This is a genomic window from bacterium, from assembly GCA_023150945.1.
Taxonomy (GTDB): Bacteria; Zhuqueibacterota; Zhuqueibacteria; order Zhuqueibacterales; family Zhuqueibacteraceae; genus Coneutiohabitans.
This window is the reverse complement of record JAKLJX010000002.1, coordinates 237,363-259,586: the sequence shown is the minus strand read 5'-3', so window position 1 is coordinate 259,586 and position 22,224 is coordinate 237,363. Positions and strand designations below refer to the sequence as shown.

15 protein-coding genes and 1 pseudogene are annotated in these 22,224 nt (G+C 58.8%); 12 read left to right on the top strand and 4 right to left on the bottom strand.

Annotation, left to right across the window (positions count from 1 at the left end; translation table 11 throughout):
* The first annotated feature begins 53 nt into the window (after positions 1–53).
* The 8 genes from L6R21_04335 (at position 54) to L6R21_04300 (ending at position 6,905) form a co-directional block, all read left to right on the top strand.
* Positions 54–650: a cytochrome c gene (locus L6R21_04335; protein MCK6558406.1), complete on the top strand. Its 597-nt coding sequence runs from the start codon at positions 54–56 to the stop codon at positions 648–650.
* Entirely contained in the window at positions 647–1,831 is a 1,185-nt protein-coding gene (locus L6R21_04330) for a hypothetical protein (protein ID MCK6558405.1), read from the top strand. The genes L6R21_04335 and L6R21_04330 overlap by 4 nt, the downstream gene beginning before the upstream one ends.
* A gap of 58 nt (positions 1,832–1,889) precedes the next feature.
* Positions 1,890–2,327, top strand: a complete 438-nt coding sequence (locus L6R21_04325) for a hypothetical protein (protein ID MCK6558404.1) — start codon at positions 1,890–1,892, stop codon at positions 2,325–2,327.
* Complete coding sequence (locus L6R21_04320) at positions 2,324–3,184, top strand: SCO family protein (protein ID MCK6558403.1); 861 nt, start codon at positions 2,324–2,326, stop codon at positions 3,182–3,184. The genes L6R21_04325 and L6R21_04320 overlap by 4 nt, the downstream gene beginning before the upstream one ends.
* Before the next feature lie 70 nt (positions 3,185–3,254).
* Positions 3,255–4,184, top strand: coding sequence for a cytochrome c oxidase subunit II (gene coxB / locus L6R21_04315; protein MCK6558402.1), 930 nt, complete (start codon positions 3,255–3,257; stop codon positions 4,182–4,184).
* Between the two features lie 99 nt (positions 4,185–4,283).
* Entirely contained in the window at positions 4,284–5,960 is a 1,677-nt protein-coding gene (gene ctaD / locus L6R21_04310; protein ID MCK6558401.1) for a cytochrome c oxidase subunit I, read from the top strand.
* Positions 5,953–6,597, top strand: coding sequence for a cytochrome c oxidase subunit 3 family protein (locus L6R21_04305; GenBank protein ID MCK6558400.1), 645 nt, complete (start codon positions 5,953–5,955; stop codon positions 6,595–6,597). The genes ctaD and L6R21_04305 overlap by 8 nt, the downstream gene beginning before the upstream one ends.
* Positions 6,597–6,905, top strand: coding sequence for a cytochrome C oxidase subunit IV family protein (locus tag L6R21_04300; protein ID MCK6558399.1), 309 nt, complete (start codon positions 6,597–6,599; stop codon positions 6,903–6,905). Before L6R21_04305 ends, L6R21_04300 begins: the two co-directional genes overlap by 1 nt.
* 134 nt (positions 6,906–7,039) lie before the next feature.
* Here the strand turns inward: L6R21_04300 and L6R21_04295 are convergent, their stop codons facing one another.
* Positions 7,040–8,776, bottom strand: coding sequence for a T9SS type A sorting domain-containing protein (locus L6R21_04295; GenBank protein MCK6558398.1), 1,737 nt, complete (start codon positions 8,774–8,776; stop codon positions 7,040–7,042).
* A gap of 336 nt (positions 8,777–9,112) precedes the next feature.
* On the bottom strand, positions 9,113–15,244 hold the full coding sequence (locus L6R21_04290; GenBank protein MCK6558397.1) for a fibronectin type III domain-containing protein: 6,132 nt from the start codon (positions 15,242–15,244) through the stop codon (positions 9,113–9,115).
* 674 nt (positions 15,245–15,918) lie between these two features.
* Here L6R21_04290 and L6R21_04285 point away from each other — a divergent pair.
* Positions 15,919–16,071, top strand: a complete 153-nt coding sequence (locus L6R21_04285) for a hypothetical protein (GenBank protein MCK6558396.1) — start codon at positions 15,919–15,921, stop codon at positions 16,069–16,071.
* Between the two features lie 106 nt (positions 16,072–16,177).
* On the opposite strand, the gene L6R21_04280 is transcribed toward L6R21_04285, so the two are convergent.
* Positions 16,178–16,489, bottom strand: a complete 312-nt coding sequence (locus tag L6R21_04280; GenBank protein ID MCK6558395.1) for a hypothetical protein — start codon at positions 16,487–16,489, stop codon at positions 16,178–16,180.
* A gap of 23 nt (positions 16,490–16,512) precedes the next feature.
* Here L6R21_04280 and L6R21_04275 point away from each other — a divergent pair, with 23 nt between their 5' ends.
* Entirely contained in the window at positions 16,513–16,803 is a 291-nt protein-coding gene (locus L6R21_04275; GenBank protein MCK6558394.1) for a hypothetical protein, read from the top strand.
* Between the two features lie 83 nt (positions 16,804–16,886).
* Positions 16,887–17,684: pseudogene (locus L6R21_04270) on the top strand (FRG domain-containing protein).
* 29 nt (positions 17,685–17,713) lie between these two features.
* On the opposite strand, the gene L6R21_04265 reads toward L6R21_04270, so the two are convergent.
* On the bottom strand, positions 17,714–18,301 hold the full coding sequence (locus L6R21_04265) for an adenylyltransferase/cytidyltransferase family protein (GenBank protein ID MCK6558393.1): 588 nt from the start codon (positions 18,299–18,301) through the stop codon (positions 17,714–17,716).
* A 215-nt stretch (positions 18,302–18,516) separates the two neighbouring features.
* On the opposite strand from L6R21_04265, the gene L6R21_04260 reads away from it, so the two are divergent.
* On the top strand, positions 18,517–22,221 hold the full coding sequence (locus tag L6R21_04260) for a GAF domain-containing protein (protein ID MCK6558392.1): 3,705 nt from the start codon (positions 18,517–18,519) through the stop codon (positions 22,219–22,221).
* Positions 22,222–22,224 lie beyond the last annotated feature (3 nt).

The window sequence follows — 22,224 nt, the reverse complement described above, 5'->3', positions numbered from 1 at the left end:
CGGCCGCCTATTGGGACAACATTGAATCGCGTGATTAAAACCAACAGTATCGCATGACCCGCAAGAAGAATTCGCTTTCTCCCTCGGCCACCACGCTTGGTTTGTTGGTGCTGGCCGTGCTCGCGTCCGGCTGCCGGCAGGATATGCATGATCAGCCCCGCCTCGAGCCGCTGGAAGGCAGCACGGTTTTCGCGGATGGCCGTGCCTCGCGGCCTCAGGTGCCGGGCACCATCGGCCGCGGCCAGCTCCGCACCGATGCCTATCTTTACACCGGCAAAGTCGGCAACCAGTTGGTGGATCGCCTGCCCGTTGCCCTCACTCCGAAACTGCTGGCGCGCGGTCAGGAGCGCTACAACATTTACTGTGCGCCCTGCCATGCCCGCCTCGGTGACGGTAGCGGCATGATCGTGCAGCGCGGCATGCGCAGGCCGCCCTCTTTGCATATTCAGCGGCTGCGCGAAGCGCCGGCGGGATACTTTTTCGATGTGATGACCAATGGATTCGGAACCATGTACAGCTATGCCGATCGCGTGCCGCCCGATGATCGCTGGGCGATTGTGGCGTACATCCGCGCCCTGCAATTGAGCCAAAACGCCACGCTTGACGACGTGCCGGCCGGCCAGCGCGCCCAACTCGGAGCGACGCCATGAACCACGCCGATACTTTGACGCCGATCCTGGCCCGCTGGCAACAACGCGCCTTGATCGTCGGCGTGCTGGCGCTGGCACTGTGCGGCGTGGGCGCTGCGCTCGGCACGGCGCAGTTCTTTCAATCTTACCTGCTCGGCTATCTCTTCTGGCTGGGCCTCACGCTCGGCAGCTTTGCCCTGCTGGCGCTGCATCATTTGGTGGGTGGCGGCTGGGGCTTTTCCATTCAGCGCCTGCTCGAAGCCAGCTCGCGCACGCTGCCGCTGATGATCGTGCTGTTCCTGCCGCTGGCATTCGGCCTCCAGGAATTGTATTTGTGGGCGCGGCCCGAAGCGGTGAGCGGCGACGCCATTTTGCAGCACAAAGCGCGTTATCTCAACGTGCCGTTCTTCACCGCCCGCACCATCGCCTATTTTGCCATCTGGGCGCTGCTCATCTTTTTTCTCAATCGCTGGTCGAAACAGCAGGATCAGAGCGGCGACCTGATGCTCACCCGCCGGCTGCGGCAACTGAGCGGGCCGAGCCTGGTGATCTACGTGCTCACGCTCACTTTCGCTTCGGTGGATTGGGTGATGTCGCTCGATCCCCATTGGTATTCGACCATCTATGGCGTGCTGTTCGTGGTGGGGCAGGGGCTGCTCACGCTGGCCTTCGCCATCGTGGTGGTGGCGCGCCTGTCGCAACACCGGCCGCTTTCCGAAGTCATGGTCGCCAAGCATTTTCACGATCTCGGCAACTTGATGTTTGCCTTCGTGCTGCTGTGGGCCTATGTCTCGTTCTCGCAGTTTCTCATCATCTGGTCCGGCAACCTGCCCGAGGAGATTCCGTGGTATTTGCACCGGCTGCACGGCGGCTGGCAGTGGATCTCGCTGGCGCTTGTGGTCTTTCATTTCGCGCTGCCCTTCGTGCTGCTGCTGTCGCGCAAGATGAAGCGGCGGGTCGAGCTGCTGGTCAAAGTCGCGGTCGGGATGATCGTGATGCGTTTCATTGATCTATTCTGGTTGATCGCGCCGAGTTTTCACACCGAAGCCTTCGCCTTCCACTGGCTGGAGGTGGCGGCGCCGGTCGGCATCGGCGGCTTGTGGATCGCCTATTTCGTCTGGCAGCTCAAGGATCGCCCGCTGTTGCCGTTGCGCGACCCCCGCGTCGAAATCGCCTTCAGCCACAAGGAACATTCGCACTGAGAGCCTCGGCTGTTGGCCGCACCGCCCTGCCGAGGTATACCATGCAAGATTGAGTTGGATGATGAACATAAATCAAAACAATCACCGCGGATACGAAACCACTGACGCCAATGCGCGTTCGCTGGCGCTCTCCGGAGTCGGGCTGTTCGCCATCATCGCCGTGTCGCTGGCCTTGATGTATGGCGCCCTCAAGTTCTTCGAGCGCCAGCACGAGAAGACGGCCATTCCGCCGCATGTGCTGGCGGACACGCTGCAGATTCCGCCGGCGCCGCGGCTGCAAATTACGCCGGAGCGCGACCTGCAAGCCTTCTTGGCCGCCGAGGATTCCGTGCTGCACAGTTATGGCTGGACTGCGCGGGAAGCCGGCATCGTGCGCATTCCGATCGACAGTGCCATGACGTTGTTGCTCAAGCGCGGCCTGCCGGCGCGGCCAGCAGCGGCGGCTGAGCTTGCCGGGCAGACCAGTACGAGCGCGGTGCAGGAGGAAAGGCCATGAAGAATCTGGTTATCCAGGCTGTTGTGCGGCCGGCGCTGTTGCTGTTTGTCGCGCTGGGCTTGCTTGCCGGCACGGCAGCGGGCGTGCGCGGGCAGGGTTTGAATGCAAGCAGTCAGCCGGATATTCTCAAGAGAATCGGCATCGATCAAAAGCTCGGCGGCCAGGTGCCGCTGGAGCTGCAGTTTCTCGACGAAACCGGCGCTGCCGTGCCGCTGCAGCAATACTTCGGCAAAAAGCCGGCGATTCTCGCCCTCATCTATTACAACTGCCCGATGTTGTGCAATCTGGTGCTGAACGAATTGAATCGCAGTCTCAAGGTGTTGCCCTTCGATGCCGGCAAGGAGTTCAACGTCATTGCGGTGAGCTTCGACCCGCGTGAAACGCCGGCACTGGCCGCCGAGAAGAAGAAAAACTATTTAAAGGATTACAACCGGCCGGGCGCCGAGAGCGGCTGGCATTTTCTCACCGGCGATTCCCTGGCGATCAAACAGCTCACCGAGGCGGTGGGTTTCCGCTATGAATTCGATCCGGTTTCGCAGCAATACGCGCATGCCGGCGGCCTGATGATTGTGACGCCCGAGGGCAAGCTGGCGCGCTATTTCTACGGCGTCGACTATCCCAGCCGCGACCTGCGCCTGAGCTTGATCGAAGCCTCGGAAAACAAGATCGGCTCGGCGGTCGATCAGCTTTTGCTGTATTGCTTTCACTATGATCCTCGCACCGGCAAATATGGCTTGATGATCATGAATGTTCTGCGCCTGGCGGGCGTGACCACGGTGGTGCTGCTGGCAGGTTTCGTGCTGGTGATGCTGTGGCGCGACCGGCGCAACAAGCTGGCGAGCGTCAAAGCCGGCTGAGCGCTGCCCAGAACGGCAACGTCCGCCCCCGGCGGCTAATTATTCTGATGAGTAGAAATCGTACGGAATCATGGACAAAGGCTTTCAACTCCTCCCGGAACAAGCAACCCGGCTGGCAGTGGAAGTGGACTTACTGTACTACTTTCTTGTCGGCCTCTCGCTGTTTTTCTCGCTGTTGATCTTTTTCTTGATCTATGTGTTCGCGGTGCGCTATCGCCGCCGCTCGGAAGACGAAGCGCCGATGCAAATTCCCGGCTTGCTCAAGCTCGAGCTGGCCTGGACGATCATTCCGTTCTTTCTTGCCGTGATCGTCTTCTGGTGGGGCGCGAGTTTGTACTTCAAGGCTTATTCCGCTCCGCCCAAGGATGCCATGGAGATCTACGTCGTCGGCAAGCAGTGGATGTGGTACGTGCAACACCCCAGCGGCCAGCGCGAGATCAACCAATTGCATGTGCCCGTCGGCCAGGCGGTGAAGCTGACCATGGCCACCGAAGACGTCATTCACAGCTTCTACATTCCGGCGTTTCGCATCAAGAAGGACGTGGTGCCGGGCCGCTATACCCACTTGTGGTTCGAAGCCACCAAAACCGGCGTCTATCATCTCTTCTGTGCGGAATACTGCGGTACCAAGCATTCGGAGATGATCGGCAGCGTGGTGGTAATGGAACCGGCGGAATTCGAAAAATGGCTGAGTGGAAGTGAAGGTGGTGAGACTTTAGCCTCGGCGGGTGAGAAGAAGTTCAACCAGCTCGGCTGCGGCACTTGCCACGCCAATGTCCCTGGCGCGCGCGGGCCTTCGCTCGTGGGCTTGTTTGGCTCCTCCGTGAAGCTGGCGGATGGCCGCACCGTGGTGGCGGATGAAGCCTACATCCGCGAATCGATCTTGAATCCCGGCGCCAAGCTCGCCGCCGGCTACAATCCCCTCATGCCGACGTTCCAGGGGCAGATCAACGAGGCGGGCTTGCTGCAGATCACGGCCTATCTCAAAACGCTGAAATAATCACGCTTCCCGGCGGCCGCGGGCGGCCGCAGATGCCCAGCGCGCTTCTGCGCCGGCCCGCTGCCACCCTGGCCTCATCAATGTGAGAGAAGAAGAACAATGGCTACTGCTGTTTTCCGACCTTATGAACATCAAATCGCCGATCCGCACGAGGTTCCGAAGAAGCACTATTTGAATGCCGGCTTCAGTGCGAAATCATGGCTGCTCACCATCGACCACAAGCGCATCGCGATTCTCTATTTGATCACGGTGACCTTGTTCTTTTTGATTGGCGGACTGTTCGCCGTGTTTGTGCGCCTGGAGCTGATGACGCCGGCCGCCGACTTGATGCAGTCGGAGACCTACAACAAGATGTTCACGATGCACGGCATCATGATGGTGTTCTTCTTCCTGATCCCGGCGATCCCGGCCATCCTCGGCAACTTTTTGGTGCCGCTGATGATTGGCGCCAAAGATCTGGCCTTCCCGCGCCTCAACCTGCTGAGCTGGTACATTTACATGATCGGCGGCTTGTTCACTTTTGCCGCCGTGCTCTTCGGCGGGGTGGACACCGGCTGGACGTTTTACACGCCCTACAGCAGCACGTATTCCAACACCAACGTCATTCTGGCGGCGGTCGGTATCTTTATCACCGGCTTCTCCTCGATTTTGACCGGCCTGAACTTCATCGTCACCATTCACAAAATGCGCGCGCCCGGCATGACTTGGTTCCGCATGCCCCTGTTCATCTGGGCGCATTATGCCACCAGCCTCATCCAAGTGCTGGGCACGCCGGTGGTGGCCATCACCATCGTGCTGGTCGGCCTGGAACGCTTGTTTCACATCGGCATCTTTGATCCGGCGGTCGGCGGCGATCCCCTGCTGTTTCAGCATTTGTTTTGGTTCTACTCACACCCGGCGGTCTACATCATGGTGCTGCCCGCCATGGGCGTGATGAGCGAGCTTGTCACCTGCTTCTCGCGCAAGAAGATTTTTGGCTACGAATTCGTCGCCTTCTCCAGTCTGGCCATTGCGGTGATCAGTTTTCTGGTGTGGGGCCATCACATGTTCACGACCGGCCAGTCCATCTATGCCGGCATGGTCTTCTCCTTTCTGAGCTTTTTGGTTGCCATTCCTTCGGCCATCAAGGTGTTCAACTGGACTGCGACGCTTTACAAAGGCTCGGTGTCCTATCAGGCGCCGATGTTGTATGCGATTGGATTCATCGGATTGTTCACCATCGGCGGCCTGACCGGCATGTTTTTGTCGACGCTGGCGGTCGACGTGCACGTGCACGACACCTACTTCATCGTCGCCCATTTCCATTACATCATGGTGGGCGGCACGATCATGGCGTATCTCGGCGGCCTGCACTTTTGGTGGCCGAAGATCACCGGCCGGCTCTATCCCGAAGGCTGGGCGCGTTTTGCCGCGCTGGTGGTGTTTGTCGGTTTCAATCTGACCTTTTTCCCGCAGTTTGTGCTCGGCTATCTCGGCATGCCGCGGCGCTACCACGTGTATCCCGAAGAGTTCCAGGTGTTGAACGTGTTGTCCACCGCGGGCGCAACGATTCTGGGCGTGGGCTACTTGATTCCGCTCATCTACTTCATCTGGTCGCTCAAGAGCGGCCCGCGTGCCAGCGCCAACCCGTGGAGCGCCACCGGCCTGGAGTGGCAAACCACCTCGCCGCCGCCCACGCACAATTTCGACAAAACGCCGGTCGTGACCGACGACGCCTACGACTACGCCAAATACGCCAAGGAACACGCCAAAGCAGAGGAGGCGACCCTTGTCTGAGCATCATCCCGCGCTCGCCCACCACTTCGAAGACCTGGACCAGCAGTTCGAAGCCGCCGGGCTGGGCATGTGGGCTTTCTTGGTGCAGGAAATTCTGTTTTTCGGCGGTTTGTTTGCCGCCTACCTGGTGTACCGCATGAGCTATCCCGAGGCCTTCATCCAGGGCAGCCATTATCTCGACATCACGCTGGGCGGCGTCAACACCGCCATTCTGATCTGCAGCAGCCTGACCATGGCGCTGGCGGTGTTCTACGGCCAGCAGAGCAAGCGCCAGCAGTTGATTCTGTTTTTGTTTCTCACCATCGTGCTGGGCGCGGCCTTTTTGGGAATCAAAGCAGTCGAGTACACGCACAAGTATCACGAGCATCTCATTCCCGGCCCGATGTTCCACCCCGCGGAAGCGCACCCGCCGCAGATGCAGATTTTCTTCGCGCTGTATTTTGCGATGACCGGCATGCACGCGCTGCACATGGTGATCGGCATCGGCATCCTGTTCTTCCTCATTTACCAAGCGCGGCAGGGCCGCTATTCCCGCGAATACAATTCGCCCATTGAAATTTTCGGGCTGTACTGGCACTTCGTTGACATCGTCTGGATTTTTCTGTTCCCGTTACTTTATCTCATAGGTCGTCACTGATGGGTCCCCATCTCGTTCCCAAGCGCGTTTACTATACCATCATCGCGGCGTTGCTCGTCCTGACGGCCGTGACCGTGATCGTGGCCTTCATCGATCTCGGGCCGTTCAACAACCTGATCGCGATGACCATCGCCGTCGCCAAAGCCACGCTGGTGGTGCTCTACTTCATGCACGTGCGCTACAGCGGCAAGCTCACCTGGGTGTTTGCCGGCGCCGGCTTCGTCTGGTTGATCATCCTGTTCGTATTTCTGCTCAACGACTATCTCACCCGCGAGGCTTGGAGCAATTTGCTGACCGGCCACCTCTAGCCCGGCTTCCTGAGGAAGTGACGGGGCAGAGGCCACCACCGCCTCCCGACCGCCAAGGCGTAAAGGACGCCAAGCTTGAGTTGCTGCTCAGGCTTGGCGTCTTTGCGTTTCCGCAAGCCCTCTACTCACTGCTTTCATCTCGCCAGCAACAGCCTGCGCGTGGAAAGCTCGCGGCTGCCGTTCTCGCCCTCGAAAAGAATGCGCAGGAAATAGACGCCGTTGCGCGCCTGGCTGCCGCCGGCAGTGGCGCCGTTCCAGTGCAGCAGATGTGTGCCGCCCGCCAGTTGGCCTTCGAACAGCCGCAACATCTCCTGGCCTTGCAGGTTGTAGATCACGGCTTGCGCACGGCCCGGCTCCGGCACTTGCAACCACAGGCGGGTGTCTTGATGGAATGGATTGGGATAGTTGGGTGAGAGGAAAAACTGTTGCGGTGGTGTGGCGCTGCCGCCGGCCAAACTCGCGGGCGCAGAAGCACCGCCGGGTTTGCGCACATAGGTGATCTGGAAATCATCGACTTCGTTCTTCATTTCTTCGCCGCGCAGAAAAAAGCCCACGTACCAGCGCTCGGAGGTGGGAAAATGCTTGGCGGGATCATGCGCGGTGGCGGAATAACTGCCGTTGATGTAGTAATCGAAATGATTGCCGTCACTCTCCTGCCGGATCCTGATGGTGACCACGTCACCGGCGCCGGGATCGGCGGAGCCGGACCAGCGCCCGAGATCGAGTCCGCCGACGTACTCCCCGTTGTTGATAGTCCACAGCCAGACCTGGCTGTAACGATGCCAAATCCAATACCCGTTCGCGTGCGGACTGTCCTCATCCACCATCAGCGCGAGCGCGCCTTCGCGCACGCCCAACGCCGTCACATTCTTGCCCCAGCGGTAAGACACTTCGATAATCTCGCGGCCATCGCCGTTGCTCACTGCGTTATACACCGTGAGATAGCGCCACGACTTCCAGGCCTCGGGCGTGTGATCGAGCTCGCCGTCGGTGATCGTCCAGTATTGCGGTTCGCGCGTCCAGTCCGGGCCGAGGTCCGTGCGCTCGAAATCGTCATAAGCCGTGAGCGTGTCGGGTGCATTCAGGGCGCTGGTGAAGGTGAAATCCGGTGAGACTGCCGTGTTGCCGGCCGCATCCCAGACCTGGGCGCGATAGTGATAAAGCGTGTTCGGCAGCAGATTCGCCAATTGCACGGTGTGAGTGGTGGCCGGCTCTGTGGTCGCTGCCGAGGCGCTGCCATAGCCGGCGGTCGGGCCGAACTCAACTTGTGCGAATGCCGGCTCGTCGGTTTCCCAGCGCAGGGTGGCGGCGGTTTGCGAGGCGTTCAGCAGCCGCACCGCACTGATCGCGGGCGCGACGGCATCAAACAAACCTTCGCTTTCCTCCTCACCTTTGCCGGTGTCGCGAACATGCGAGCCATCGACGTAGGATTCATAGCCGGCGTGCCAGCCCTCGACCGGACCCTGCGGTTTGGCAAAGACCAGCTCGGTTGCAAAGGGCGCCAACCGCGCCGGGCTGGGTTCGGCTCGCTTGCCGCCGACCGTGCCGCGCAGAAGATATTGCTTGTCAAAATGCAACCGCAGATAGGGGTTGATGAGATAATCATCCCCGGCCTTGCCTTCACCCATGTCCACTCGAGCAGAAACCTGCAACCGCCCGTCCGGCAGCTCCCGCACGGTGAAGGCGATGATCGCCTCGTCGAAGCGGTTGGCACCGCCTGCCGGGTCCGAGCGCCATTCAAAGGTGCCGAGAAGTTGCGAGGCGGTGGGATTGTTGGACTGCGCCGGCGCCAATGCCGCGCGGCCGGGATTCAGCAAAACGACAACGGCGAGCAGCGCGGCCCGCCGCCAGTTGATGTCACGCAGGTTCACGGGGCCTCCTTTGGGAGACAATGGCAGGTCAAGCAGTCAAGAGTTGGAAGTCACTCGGCTGCATCACATCGGATGCTGACTCCTCGCGCACTCGCGTCTACAGGAGCGGCAGCACAGACGCAACGGATTTTGCAGACTGGAAGAAACAGGTGAGGCCGTCCGTGGGAGGTGGGTTGCTGCACCGCGACAAGGTTTGCTTGCGGAATCATGCAGGAAAATACAAGCCGCCGTGACTGCCTGCAGAATTCAGATGGTGGGAACCAGGCGCCGCCGCTGCGCAAGTGAGCAGGGCAGCGCCCGAGCATGACGCTTTGGGGGCGATGAGAGTCGTGCCGTTCATTTCAAATACAAGACCCGCTTCGTCATCACTTCCCGGCCATTGCCGGAAGAGGTATAGATCACGCGCAGTAAGTAGATGCCGCTGCTCAGGCTCTCGCCGGCGGTGTGATTGCCGCTCCAGCGCAGCACGTGGTAGCCCGGCGGCAGATTGCCGTCATACAAACGCGTGACCTCCCGGCCCGCCAGATCGTAAACCACGGCCTCTACCCGGCCTTGCTCCGGCAACGCCAGCTTGATTGCAGTTTCGCTGCGGAACGGGTTGGGATAGTTCTGCGCCAGCTCGAAACACTCCGGCAAGCCGAGCGTCGCGGGTGCGGCCGAAGGCTGGCATTTCATGCTCGGCGAGCTGCTGGTACCCGTGCTCAGAAATGCGGCATAGCCCGCGCCCGGCGGGGTCAGTGCAAAGGTGTCACTCGCCGCGCCGAAAATCATTCCGCTCCACTCGCCGGTGCGGGTGTTGTACCATTGGCCGCTGAGCGTGCCGGAGGCCTCGCCGAGATTCACGCGGAAAGGCAGGGCATTCTCGACATACACGACATACTCCGCGCCGGGCAGCCCGGCCAGCCAGCGCTCATTGGGCAGCGCTTCGAAGCGTGAATAGCGCCACCAATTGAGGGCATAGCGGCCGTTGTTCGTCCAGAAATTCTTGAGCAGCGTCATGAACCGTGCGCCGGCAGAGTAGAGATTCGCTTGTGACATCACCGCATTGTGGTGGAAGGTCGTGGTGTTGCCATAAACCAAAAACCCGCCGCGCATTACGATCTCCCAGGCATCCTGGCGCACTTCTTCCGCCGATTGATCGCCTTCATAGCCAAACTCGGAATTGATCACCGGTTTGTTGTAGCGCCGGTCCGTGGTGATCCGGCTGGGATCGGGGACTTGCTGATAGATCGCGGTCAGCCACGAAGCAGTGCCAAAATCATCGGCATTGGTGTCGATCGTGTGGGTTGTAATCGGATGGCGGTAAGGATCATTGGACTTGACGAACTCGCCGAGACGATCGTAGCCGCCCGGCACCGCCGCTTCTTCATACTCTCCGGCGAGAATCCAGATGAGATTGTAAGCGGCATAGCGGTTGATTAAATACTGGACGTAACGGTCGACCTGCGCGCTGGTGGCGAATCTCTGCCAGCCCTCATTGGCCCAAGCGAACATCAGGCCGGCGGTCAATCCCATCTCATTCAAGTAAGCCAGGCGCCGGTCAAAGGCCTGCCAATAGCCGGGATTGAGGCGATCGACATCGCGGTTGATGAATGCCTGCCCGCCCTCGTTGAAATCATTGCTGTCGGGCCGCAACGCATACAACTGGCCGTGCACATAATTGAATCCCTGCGCTGCGCGCGCATCGACATAAGTTTTGAATTCAACCGGCCAGGATATTTTCGCACTCGCAAACGACCATTGCGTGTCGCCGAGCAGAAAGACGGGCCGGCCTTCCGTGGTTTCCAGCGAGTAAGGGAATGCGGTGGCTTGGCGCAGCGGTCCGCCGGCGTTCGCATGGCCGGCCGGCAAGCGGCCCTCACACACCAGCCGCCCAGTTTTGCCATGCAGCCCGGCCTCGCTGGAGGAAGACGACCACTGCCATTCACCCCACGCCGGCGGCGAGAGGCGCACGCGATAGACACTGCCGCCGTCCCAAAAACCATTCAGGCTCAACGTCTGTCCCCGGGCCGCACCGTCAACACCGGTGAACGTCACGGTGACGGCCGGGCTGTCGAGATATGGGTTTGTGCCGGTCTGGTTTGCATTCAGCATAATCTCGTGCACGCCGTACAGCGGCACGGAGGGTATGCTGGCCTCATAGCCTTTTTGCGCGATAATCAGTTCCGGCTGGGCATTGGGCGATTCGCGCGAATCGAAGGATACGAAATCAGGTCCGCTGCCGATCAGCGCAAAGTCGAAAGTTCCGTTGCCGGTGACGGCCGCGGTGACGTTAGCGCTGTGCCACTCTTTCTCCTGCACAATGCTGAGGGTGTCCAAAACTGCGCCGGCAACCACCGGTTTGGAGAGCCAGGTCACGCTGTTCTCTTCCCACGCAGTGTTCAAGGCACGCACCAGATTGCCGCCGATTCCGGATTGGCGGCCGTGCAGCCGCAGCGCAGCCGAGACGATTGCGGAATCCAGGCCGGCGACGGCGAAACGCAGGTAGCATTCACGGCCTTTGCCCGCGCCCAAATTCATCCAGCCGTAATTGCCGTAGTCGCGCCGGGTGGCGTACAAGCCGGCGGTTTCGACATAGGTGTCGGCGCTCGGTTTGAAAACATACAAGCCGCGCGCCATGGTGATGAAGGTCTGCGTGCCGCTGGTGAAGCGGTTGCCGGCGTTGTCGACGGCAGTGATGCGATAGTAGTAAGTCTGATTGGGCCGCAGGTCTGCGAGGGTGACGCTGAAGCTCGAATCCGGCGGGCCCAACACCTTCGTTTTCTGACTGAAAGCAGTCGTAGCGCCATACTCAATGAAGCATACTGCCGCTTCATTGGTGGACCAGGCCAGCCGCACGCCGTTGGCATAGCGATCGCGAATCGTGATGCCAGAAACTTGCGGCGGCGTTTCATCCTCCGCGGAGAGGTTTGCGGTGACGATCAGGTTCGAATAAATCGGACCGATCATCGCGCCGTATTGATTGTTCTTGAAGCCGGTGATGAGATCGGTGCCCACGGTGAAATCGCGGCCGAGAAAAACGTAGCGCAACTGCATCGGCGCGGCGTGCGTGTGCGTGGCTTGCAGCACGCCGTCGCGGTAATAGCTGAGGCGGTTGCCCTCCCAGGTGACTTTGAGGCGATACGTCTGCGCGCGCGACCAATCGTCCAGGATCGTGGTGTTCCGCTCTTGTTGATCGTACGCCCACGACAGCATTTTCACGCCGGGATTGTAGCGCGAGCCGGCATGCAAGTCCCACACGGTTTCCTGATTCTCCACCGGATGATGATTGCCCCAGGGATTGCGAAACATGCTGACGATGTGATGGCGGGCAAAGGAATTCTGTTCTTTCGGGCTGAAATTGCGCACTTCCAATTCCAGCGCACCGTTTTCCACATAGAAGCCGAGATCGTAGGTGATCATATCCTCTGCAGCCGTCGCCTGCCAGCCGCCCTCGGGAAGAAACACTCCACCGGTGCGGCTGCCGGCGGTGCGGCCCGCGAGTGAATCGGCGAGCAGGGCGCGGGCACGCAAGGCGCTGCCTTCCGTGCGAAAAGTGGAATCTCGGCTCACCGCCAGATTGCCGGCAGCGTCGCGCGACTTGACGCGATAGTGATAGGTGGTGCCGGGACTCAAATCCGTCAGCGCCACCGTGTGTAACATTCGGAGTCCGGGGGCGAGCGGCGACAGCGAGCCATAGGTCTCAGTCAGGCCGTATTCCACCTGCGCATCGCTGGCCTCGTTGGTCTGCCAGGTGATGAGGGCGCGGTTGGCTTCCACCTCGGCCACGTTGATGTTGAAAAGCTGCGGAGCACTGGCGTCGCCTTTGTCCAACCCCTCGGTGGCATAGACGGCAAAATCATCCACCAGCCACTCGCCTTTCACCGGCGTGTTGTAGGCGGCCAGCTCAAAAGCAAATTCGTGGTTCAGTGAGTAGCCCGGCAGGGAGAAGGCCTCGGCATAGGCATGCTGCCAGGCAATGTTGTCGAACGAGTACTCGAAAGCGATGGAATCCGTGGTCGTGCGCAGCCGCAGATGGAATTCCCGGTCAAAGCGCACGCCGTTGGCAACGTCACGGCCGCCGGAAACACCGGCTTTGTTCCACTGCACATGCAGCTTGTAAGGCTCGGCGCTGCTGTTGCGGTAGTTGTAGAAGCGGTACCAATTCGCCTCGTTGTAGAATCCATACGGCGAGGCCGGATTGACGGTGGGCGACATGCCGAGCGCGCCGTCATCATTGGGTTGTATGACTTTCACCTGAATGATCTTGTTGCGGCCAACAAAGCGGTCACGCGTGGAGAGCCACGCGCTGGTCGAACCGGTGGAGCGCAGCCGCAAGGCGCCGCCCTCGACCGTGGCGGCATTTCCCGGGTTCGTGCCCAATTGCCACTTCGCCGGATTCAGTCCGGCGCCGCTGAAATCATCCGCCCACAGCGGGCCGTTGGGCGTGGTGAAGGTGAAATCATCGCTCATGCTGAGATTGCCGGCACGATCGGCCGATTTGACGCGGCAGTGATAAGTCGTGGCCGGGGCGAGATCCACAAGTTGAACCGCGTGCGCCGTCACCAATGCGGTCTCGAGCCTTGTCGCAAAGCCGTAAGCCGTAGAGAGGCCATACTCGACCTGCGCATCGCCGGCCTCGTTCGTGTTCCACGTAATCAGGGCCGCAACCGGCGTGAGGCCGCTCACCGTGAGATTTGAAATGGCCGGCGGTGTCAAGTCGAGCGTGGTGAAGGTGAAATCCTCGCTGGTGCTGAGATTGCCGGCGCCATCGCAGGATTTGACACGATAGTGGTAAGTCACGCCCTCCTGCAATCCAGTGAGGGTCAGGCGGTGCGCGGTGGCCAATCCCGCCAGTGCGGGTGAGGTGGAACCGTAGCTCGTGCTGAGGCCGAATTCGACCTGCGCATCACTCGCCTCATTCGTCTCCCAGGCGATTTGAGCAGTGGTGGCCGTGATGCTGTCGCTGCGCACGTTGGCGATCACCGGTGGTGTTTGATCGGGCGTGGCAAAGGTGAAATCCCCGCGCGCACTCAGATTGCCCGCCTGGTCGCGCGACTTGACCCGAAAATGATAACGCCTGCCCTCCTGCAAACCACTCAGCAGCACTCGGTGCGTCGTTGCCATCGCTGCCGTCACTGGTGAAGAGAAACCGTAGGTCTCCGTCAAACCGTACTCGACTTGCGCATCACACGCTTCATCGGTGTTCCAGGTGAGCACAGCGCTGCTGCGGGTCAACTCGCTGCTGGCGACTGCGATAATCACCGGCGACATGGTATCTGCGGCCGCTGGCAGACTAGAACCCAGCAGAAAATCATCGACGATCCATTCGCCCTTTGCCGGAGTGCTGTAGGCTGCCAGCTCAAAGACGAACAGGCTGTCCAGCGTGTAGCCCGGCAACGAGAAAATTTCAGTATATGCGGTCGCCCAGACCTCCCCGTCGAACGAGTATTCAAAGAAGATCGAATCCGCCGCGGTGCGCAAGCGCAGATGGTAATCGCGTTCGAATCTGACCCCGGCGGCAACATCGAATCCGTCGGCAATACCGTTTTTGTTCCACTGCACGTGCAACCGGTACGGCTCATCACTGCGGTTGCGGTAATTGTAGAAGCGATACCAATTCGCCTCGTTATATAAACCAAATTCCGAAGCAGGCGTCACCGTCGGCGACAGGCCCAGGGCGCCGTCGTCGTTCGGTCGCACGACTTTGATCTGCACCAGCCGGTCGCGGCCGGAGAATCTTTCAGTTGTGTAGATCCAACCGCTTCTGCCGCTGGCCGAACGCAGGCGCAGGCTGCCGTCCGTCACCACCGAAAAGTTTTGCGTGGGTGCGCCTATTTGCCATTTGGCGGGATCAAGCGAGCTGCCGTTGAAATCGTCGCTGTGTGGTAGGACACTGGTGGTGAAAGTGAAGTCATCGCTGCGGCCGACCGAGCCCGCCGAATCCGCAGAGAGCACGCGAAAATGATAGGAAGTGCCTGGCGTCAGGCCGGTCAGGATGACGGCGTGGGCAGTCACGCGGGCCGTATCGCGCGGCGAGGACAGGCCATAAGCTGCCGTCGGGCCGAATTCCACCTGGGAATCGCAGGGCTGATCGGTTTGCCATTTGATGGTAGCGGTGGTGGGCGAGAGATTGCCGCTGGCGACATTGGAGATGACCGGGGGCGCGCGATTCACCGGTGCCGCGTTGGCACTTACCGAAGGAGTGACTCCGGATTGTTGTGCGAGGCCCACGTCTGAAGCAAGGGCGGGGGTCTCCACGGCCGCAGCACCGATGCCGGCATCGCCGGCTGCCGTACTTGTTGTGATGAGCGGAGCATCCTTCTCATGGCTCTCAGCAAGGGCAAATGAGTATGCGTCGCCCTCGCCGGAAGAGATCAAAACGCCCGGGGAGAGGCTGGGGTAGTCAATTGCGTTGGCGAAGTTGAAAAAGCCGAGCAGCAGCAATACCGTCCCAAAACCAGACGCGCGGAGACGGGAGTCGTTCATGATGCCATTCCCTCCGTGAAAGAGATTGAACGTCAATGTTCGTGGCTTGTGGATGTGGGCTTGCTACGCCATCCCGAATACTTCGCTGCAGAACCCCGGAGAAGCGCCGCTGGCGGTACGGACCTCGCTGTGCGGCGGCGCGATTGCAGGCCGTTGGGTGGCCTGCGGGCGGGAAACAAAAAAATCCGCCTTCCCAATATGGAGCCCAATCGCGCAGAAGATTTCAGATTGAGAAGGCGGATGAGTGTCGTTGAAACTGTCAACTACGGGGAGCCGTCAAGCTCCACCTACCCGACGATGGCCAGACAATAGAGGATTTTTGCGAAATTGTCAAGACCGGATTTTTCCGGCGGAACAGTCACGGCAGGGGAGGCAACCGAACAGATGTTGCTGCAACGTCAAACCGATCCCCATCCCCGAACGCTTGCTATGCTGTCAAGTATCCTTGCAGGACATGCCTTTTGCTGTAGAACTTCGGGGCCTATGCTCGAATAGACTCTTGCGGAGATGTTGGCCTTTGCGACTCAACCTCGCGGTGTTCATCCGCCCGAAGACCCTCGGCTGAGCCGAGGGGGAAAAACTTCGAGCACTGCGGGGGATCTGAGGTTTTTGTGAAACGATCATGCCGTTCCGGGAACACTCTCATAGTAAAAGGCTGCGATTTCGGACGGACAATGGAGGAGATCAAATCCAGCGCTCAGCGCTGGCATGAAATGATTGCCGCCCCTCCGCTGCCTGCACGCATGTTTCTTGCCGAGCAGTTTTTGGATGAAAGAGGCTCTCCTTTGTTCACTGATTGCGGAGCGACAAAGCTTGACGCCGAATGAAGTGGCGCAAAAAGCCATTGCAGGAAAATACCCGCCCAGCTTTGCCCAGCACGATCACAAATGCGTTGAGAAAACCCGACAGTCGCCGTTTTCTGCGACCGCAGGATCATCCGCGCGGGTGAGAACGGCGAATCGTCACGTGAAAGCGCAGACCACGCACCAGGACGAAGATCACCAACGAAATCAGCACCTTGATCAAACCGAAGTAGTTTTGCAGCGCGTGCAGCTCGAAGAGCAGAAAGCCGACAACCGCGTTCTGGGTATTTTGCATCAAATACTCGAAGGACTTCGAACTGACCAGGCAGCATGCGGCCAGCTCGAAGCACTCGTCGAGCAGCGAGCGGGTGTTGTTGCCGTGCAGCACGAACCACCAAAACGAGGGCGGCCCTTTGCCTTTTTTTCCGGATAGCGTTTCCATGCTCTTTGCTCCCAAGAAACCGGATGAAGCAGCGCACCGAATCCCCGGCGCAATCAGTTGTCAGGGAGAGCAAACGCAACCCACGGGCCAGAGGCGCAAGCGCGCAAGCCGGCATGAAATTCCAAGTGTTTGGCGTGAATGACAGCCTGTGCGGAAGCAAGGCGTCGCGCAGATGCTATTGCGGAAAACCCAAATCGTGTAGGGGAATGACGGTGGTAAAGACGATCACCACTGTTGGCTTTTCCCGGTATGTTTTGAGCGGCATGTTGGGAAAAGACGACATGGGCGAGTGGTTGTTCGAATCGCTGCGCTAATTCACAAGAGGTTGCAAGGCCGCGGTTCTGGCATGAATGTGGCAATGTCAGGATGAAACAACAAAAGCGGGTGGGTGTTCATCATGAACGAAATCGTGGCGTCAAGCTGGCCGGATTTGATGGAACATCTCTTCGTTGATTCCTGGGATGCGAGTATCATGCGGCACCGTTCGCCCTAAGCCTTCCGCGGGCTTTCGGATGAAAACTATGTCCTGTCAAGCCGGCTGATGCGGCTCGGTGGGGATTTCGCGAGTTTGGAAAAGCATCTGCTGCGGAACTTCAGGAAGTACGCCCTCAGCGACGTCGAGCACGGCGGCTCCTTTTGGAAGTGGCTGGCAGTGGCGCAACATCATGGCTTGCCCACGCGCTTGCTTGACTGGACGTTCTCTCCACTGGTGGCTTTGCACTTTGCGACGTCCAATCTCAATCGCTTTGACGTGAACGGCGCGATTTGGTGTGTGAACTTCATCGAAGTGAACAAGCGGCTGCCACGGCAATTGCGGGCCTCGCTGGAAGAGGAAGGCTCGCTGAACTTGACTGCCGAGATGTTGGACCGGATCGTCACCTCATTGAGCGCGCTCGATAGCCTCGCCTCAGAGGACTTTGTTGTTTTCTTTGATCCACCTGCAATAGACGCGCGAATTGTAAATCAGTCCGCATTGTTTTCGGTCATGTCCCGGGCCAACTCTTTGCTCAATGATTGGCTGCACACGCAAGCCGGATTGGCTCGAAAGATAATCGTCCCGGCTAGATTGAAGCGGGAAATTCGAGACAAATTGGATAAAGCAAATATCACGGAGAGAATTTTGTTCCCCGGGCTGGATGGCTTGGCGAGTTGGCTGGCAAGATACTACACTCCGCGTTCTGCCGTGAGATTGTAGGAGAACTGCAGCAGGGTTTGACTGCGAACTTACGGCTTGAGCGGCAAAGCCTTGCAGAAAGCCAGCAGATTGTACTTCTGCAAAAACTTGCCGGCCGCAGTGCTCTTGATCTTGTCCGTGTCAATGTTGATCAAGGTAGCGTTTGGAATGTAGCTGCGAATGCTCTTGGGAAATCGCATTTCGGTTGAAGAGATATCGTGGTGGTGGTCGTCGCGGGTTCGCTCTTTGCGAATCATCTGAATTGGAGGCAAACCGTTCGTCCGGCGTTTCTCATTGATGCGCGTGATCATGTCCACGTATTCAGCAACGACAATAGCCTTGTGAACGTTTTCCTCAGCCAGTTCATTCTCCAACTGATTTCTTGATTTGATCTGTCTGATTTGGTAACGATCGGGTGCGATGTTACTTTCGGTGAGATAACTCTTCAACCGTTGACAACGGTCGCGGTAGGAACGCACGTCATACTTCTTTTCACGCTGCACGCAACGGTTGGATGCCAGGTAAATCAGCACGAAGTCAGCAGCGGCGAATGCCATTTGAATGTATTCTTTGTGCCCGACATGCAAGGCGTCAAACGTTCCCCCGATACAGGCAATCGTGTGTGATTTCGTGTTCATGGCCGACATGGCAGCGACCCCGTTGTTCACGACCGGTGATTTTGAGGTGTGGGTTGTTTAGTCCACCCGTTGCCTGGCAAGGCGGTCTTTTCCTGTGGAGAGAAGAACTCTGTGATCTAATTAGCCCACACTGACTGAATCTGCGGATGCGATTTCATAAACTATAAGATTAAGACAGATGAGCTTTAGACAATTACCCAGTGCGGAGGGGTTTTATGGCGCACGACCGATCACATTTGGACGGCATGCTATTGAGTGACCTGCTAGCCAAGGCTGTCACTCTTACGCAGGCAGAACGGGGCTGCCTGCTGCTGCATGACCCGGTGGCAGAAAAGCTGGAATGTTTCAGCGGCGAAAGATGTCCCTACCTATCTGCCGGCTCTGGCGCCGGCTGCGCTCTTGAACTCGCGGCGGCGCCTGCCGGCATGCAACAGTTCTTCGACAAGCGACACAACGGCGACGAGACCGGCGGCTACATCGCGGCCGCTATCGAATTCCCCGCCAGCCGTCCGAACGGCTCGCCCAGCCCGGCCTCGCAAATGCTCATTCCCTTGCGCCGCGTGCAGGACAAACCTCTCGGCCTCCTCATTCTCGAATCCAACCAGCGTGACTATTTCCAACAGGAGGATATTGCGTTTGCCCAAACCGTGGCGGAATTCTGCGCGCTGGCGATCAGCGAATCCCAAAAGTTCATCAACAGCGATCGCATGATTCAGAAGCTCGGCCTGCTCTCGGCTGCCAACAATGTCCTGCTGGCCGAGTTCGAGAACAGATCCCTGGCGGAAAAGTTCGACTACATCGTTGAAAAGGCAACCGAAATCCTGGACGCCGAACTGTGCAGCTTGTGGCTGGCCAAAGGTGACAGTGTGATTCTCGAAACCAGCTTTGCCCAAGACGGCAAGGTGCGGAATCGCGAGCGCGTTGTTCTGTCGATCGTTGACGGCCCGAAAAGCGGTATGACCGGCCACATTGCCTTTCATCGCAAAGTGTTCAACAGTTACGGGCAAGAGTTGGAGAATCACCCCGCGCGCAATTCGCAGATTCCCGCCGAGTTTGTCTTTTCCAAGCGCGTCTATTCCGAGCTGGCTTATCCCATGCTCGAGGAAGACGGCAGTCTGCTCGGGTTGCTGCTGGCCTACAACAAAAAGGATGCGCAGGGCAAACCCCTGAAGAATACCGGCTTTTCCCGCGAGTTCGATGAACCGTTGATGAAGATTCTCACCACCAAGCTCGTCATCTCCCTCAAGAACGCGCGGTTGCTAAAGAAGCTCAGGGACTATGAGCTGATTGTGGAAAGCACCCCGGATCCGGTGGTGATGTGTTCCAAACGCGGCGAGATCACCTACATGAATCCCGGCGCGTGCAATCTCTTTGGCGAGCTGGTGGGATGTCACGTCTCCACGCGCTACCCCACCGACGAACACACCACCGGCCTGGAAAAGGCGCAGGCGATCCGCTGGCAACTGCTGAAAGCCCGGGACAAGCGCGTCAAGAATTATGAAACCGAGTTTCTCGGCAAGAACGGCGAGGCGATCCCCCTTAGCCTGTCGGTGGCGGTGCTGCGTGATGAAAACGGCCGTGATGCCGGCACCATCGGCATTGCCAAGGATTTGCGCGAAATCAAAGCACTGCTCGCCGCCGGCCAGTCGCTGCTGGAAACGCACAACGTCGACGAGATTCTGCAGCAAATCACCCAGGTCTGCCTGCGCCTGCCCCACAGCATTCGTGCCTACATCAAACGCTATGACGAGAGGACCGATCATCTCGTCTTCTGCGCTTTGAGTTCGAAGAGTGCGGGCGAGACGTTTCCGGAGAAGTCCACGCCCAAAGACCGCGGCATGACCGGCAATGTCTTTCAAACCCAGCAGCCCATGCTTTCCAACAATGTTGCGCTGCTGCCGATCAATCGTTACTATGGCATCTTCAAGGACGTCAAGTCCAAAATCGTCGTGCCCATCACCTATCGCGACAAAGAGACCGGCGCCTCCCGCCGGCTGGGCGTGCTCAGCGTCGACAGCAACACCCTGGATGCCTTCTCTCCCAGTGATGTTTACTTCCTCTCGACCCTGGCCAATCAGGCGGCCGTGGCGCTGGAAAACGCCAACCTGATCGCGGCGAAGAACCGCATCATCACCAAGCTGCGCGCCTTCGACAAAGTGCAGCAGGCCGCCACCGGCAAAGATTTGAATGAAGACCGCATTCTGGAAAGCGTGCTGGATGCCGTGGTCGAAATCCTGGGCTTCGCGTACGCCACCATCTCGAAAGTCGATCATGAAATCGGCATGATCGGCACGGTCAAGGGCCGCAACGTGCCGCAAGAGTTCATCGACTCGGCGTGGCATGATCTCGACAGCAAGGATATTCAGGCCTGGGTGGTGCGCCACAAAACGCCGGAATATCTTGCCGGCTGGGATGACCGGCTGGACAAGGACATCTATGAGCGCTTCGGCCATGCCCGCTATGTGCGCACGATCATCCCGATTTTTGCGCGCGGTGAAGTGCTGGGCACACTGGAGACGGGCTACGTCAAAGCCGAAAAAGCCGCTATTGAAGCGGATGAAATCGAGACGTTGCAGCGCATCGTCAATCTTGCCGGCTTGGGCATCGAGCAGGCGAATTTGGTGAAGCAGATGAAGGAAGAACTCGATCTGCGCACCGAACTCGAGATGCAATTGGAGGCGCTCAATCAGGCGAGCTTCGAGATTCTGAACGCGATGACTGAAAAGGAAGTCATCGGCCACATTTCCGCCAGCCTGAAAAACATCGGCTATTCGCGCTGGATGCTGTCGCTGGTGAATGAGACGGCGAACACGATCGAAGGGCACTACGCTGCCGGCGAAAATTGGAAGGCGATCGTGCACGAAACCAAGCGGGAACTGAAGGGAACCGACATCCTGGCGCAGGCGCTGCGCGCCAAAGCCTCGATTCTGAGTGAGGATTGCGCCAAAGATCCGACCTGCAATCAGGACAGCATCAAGAAGGCGGGCATCAAGTCCCAGTTCGTCATTCCCTTGATCGTGAAGGACAAGGCCGTGGGCACCTTGCAAATCGATTTAACCGACCGGCAGGATTTGGTGAGTGGCGACAAGCGCATGCTGCGACGTCGCATGAAAGTAGTGGAGACGTTTGCCCGCCAAGTCGCGGTCGCGATTCGCAACATTCGGGCGCTCATGACCATCGATCGTTTGGAATCCAACATCGCCGAGGCCGCGCACGAATTCCGCAGCCCCCTGCACAACATTCTGACCCAGGTGGGCGGATTGAAGGATTTCCTCGAGCACAGCCAGCCCGACAAGGACATCGATCAATTCGTCAGCGCCATCGAAGAAGAAATCCATCGCGCCAAACGCCAGGTGGACAACACGCTGCTGCTCAGCGACCGCACGCGCGAACACGTGGAGTATGTTTTCAAATCCGGTTTTTTGCGTGAAGTGGTGGAAAATTGCGCCGCCGCCTATCGTCTGCGCGCCCTGGAGCGCGGACTGCGCCTGATCATCAAGGACAGCGTCAAGCACTTGCCGCGGCTGGAATTCGACCGCGGCAAGATGGAGCAGGCCTTCACCAACCTGATCGACAACGCAGTGAAATATTCCCATTCCAACCGTTACATCGACGTCAGCGGCATGGAGGACGATGACAAAGTGCACATCGAGATTACCGATCGCGGCCTGGGCATTCCCGAGCATGATTTCGAGACCATCTTTCTCGGTTTCGCGCGCGGCGATACCAAGGACAAGATGCGCTACATTCCCGGCACCGGGCTGGGGTTGAAGATTTGCCGCGAGATTATCGAAAAACACGGCGGTGAGATCCGCGTCAGCAGCGTGCCGTACAGCCGGAATCCGGACAAGATCAAAACCTACCAGGATTATCTCACCACCTTTCGCGTTTCACTACCCAAATTTCGGCGGGAGCGTTGAGCC

Excerpts from the sequence above, each read along its gene's own strand:
- L6R21_04335 (MCK6558406.1), top strand. The coding sequence starts at position 54 with ATGACCCGCAAGAAGAATTCGCTTTCTCCCTCGGCCACCACGCTTGGT.
- L6R21_04330 (MCK6558405.1), top strand. The coding sequence starts at position 647 with ATGAACCACGCCGATACTTTGACGCCGATCCTGGCCCGCTGGCAACAA.
- L6R21_04325 (MCK6558404.1), top strand. The coding sequence starts at position 1,890 with ATGATGAACATAAATCAAAACAATCACCGCGGATACGAAACCACTGAC.
- L6R21_04320 (MCK6558403.1), top strand. The coding sequence starts at position 2,324 with ATGAAGAATCTGGTTATCCAGGCTGTTGTGCGGCCGGCGCTGTTGCTG.
- coxB (MCK6558402.1), top strand. The coding sequence starts at position 3,255 with ATGGACAAAGGCTTTCAACTCCTCCCGGAACAAGCAACCCGGCTGGCA.
- ctaD (MCK6558401.1), top strand. The coding sequence starts at position 4,284 with ATGGCTACTGCTGTTTTCCGACCTTATGAACATCAAATCGCCGATCCG.
- L6R21_04300 (MCK6558399.1), top strand. The coding sequence starts at position 6,597 with ATGGGTCCCCATCTCGTTCCCAAGCGCGTTTACTATACCATCATCGCG.
- L6R21_04290 (MCK6558397.1), bottom strand. The coding sequence starts at position 15,244 with ATGAACGACTCCCGTCTCCGCGCGTCTGGTTTTGGGACGGTATTGCTG.
- L6R21_04285 (MCK6558396.1), top strand. The coding sequence starts at position 15,919 with ATGGAGGAGATCAAATCCAGCGCTCAGCGCTGGCATGAAATGATTGCC.
- L6R21_04280 (MCK6558395.1), bottom strand. The coding sequence starts at position 16,489 with ATGGAAACGCTATCCGGAAAAAAAGGCAAAGGGCCGCCCTCGTTTTGG.
- L6R21_04275 (MCK6558394.1), top strand. The coding sequence starts at position 16,513 with ATGAAGCAGCGCACCGAATCCCCGGCGCAATCAGTTGTCAGGGAGAGC.
- L6R21_04265 (MCK6558393.1), bottom strand. The coding sequence starts at position 18,301 with ATGAACACGAAATCACACACGATTGCCTGTATCGGGGGAACGTTTGAC.
- L6R21_04260 (MCK6558392.1), top strand. The coding sequence starts at position 18,517 with ATGGCGCACGACCGATCACATTTGGACGGCATGCTATTGAGTGACCTG.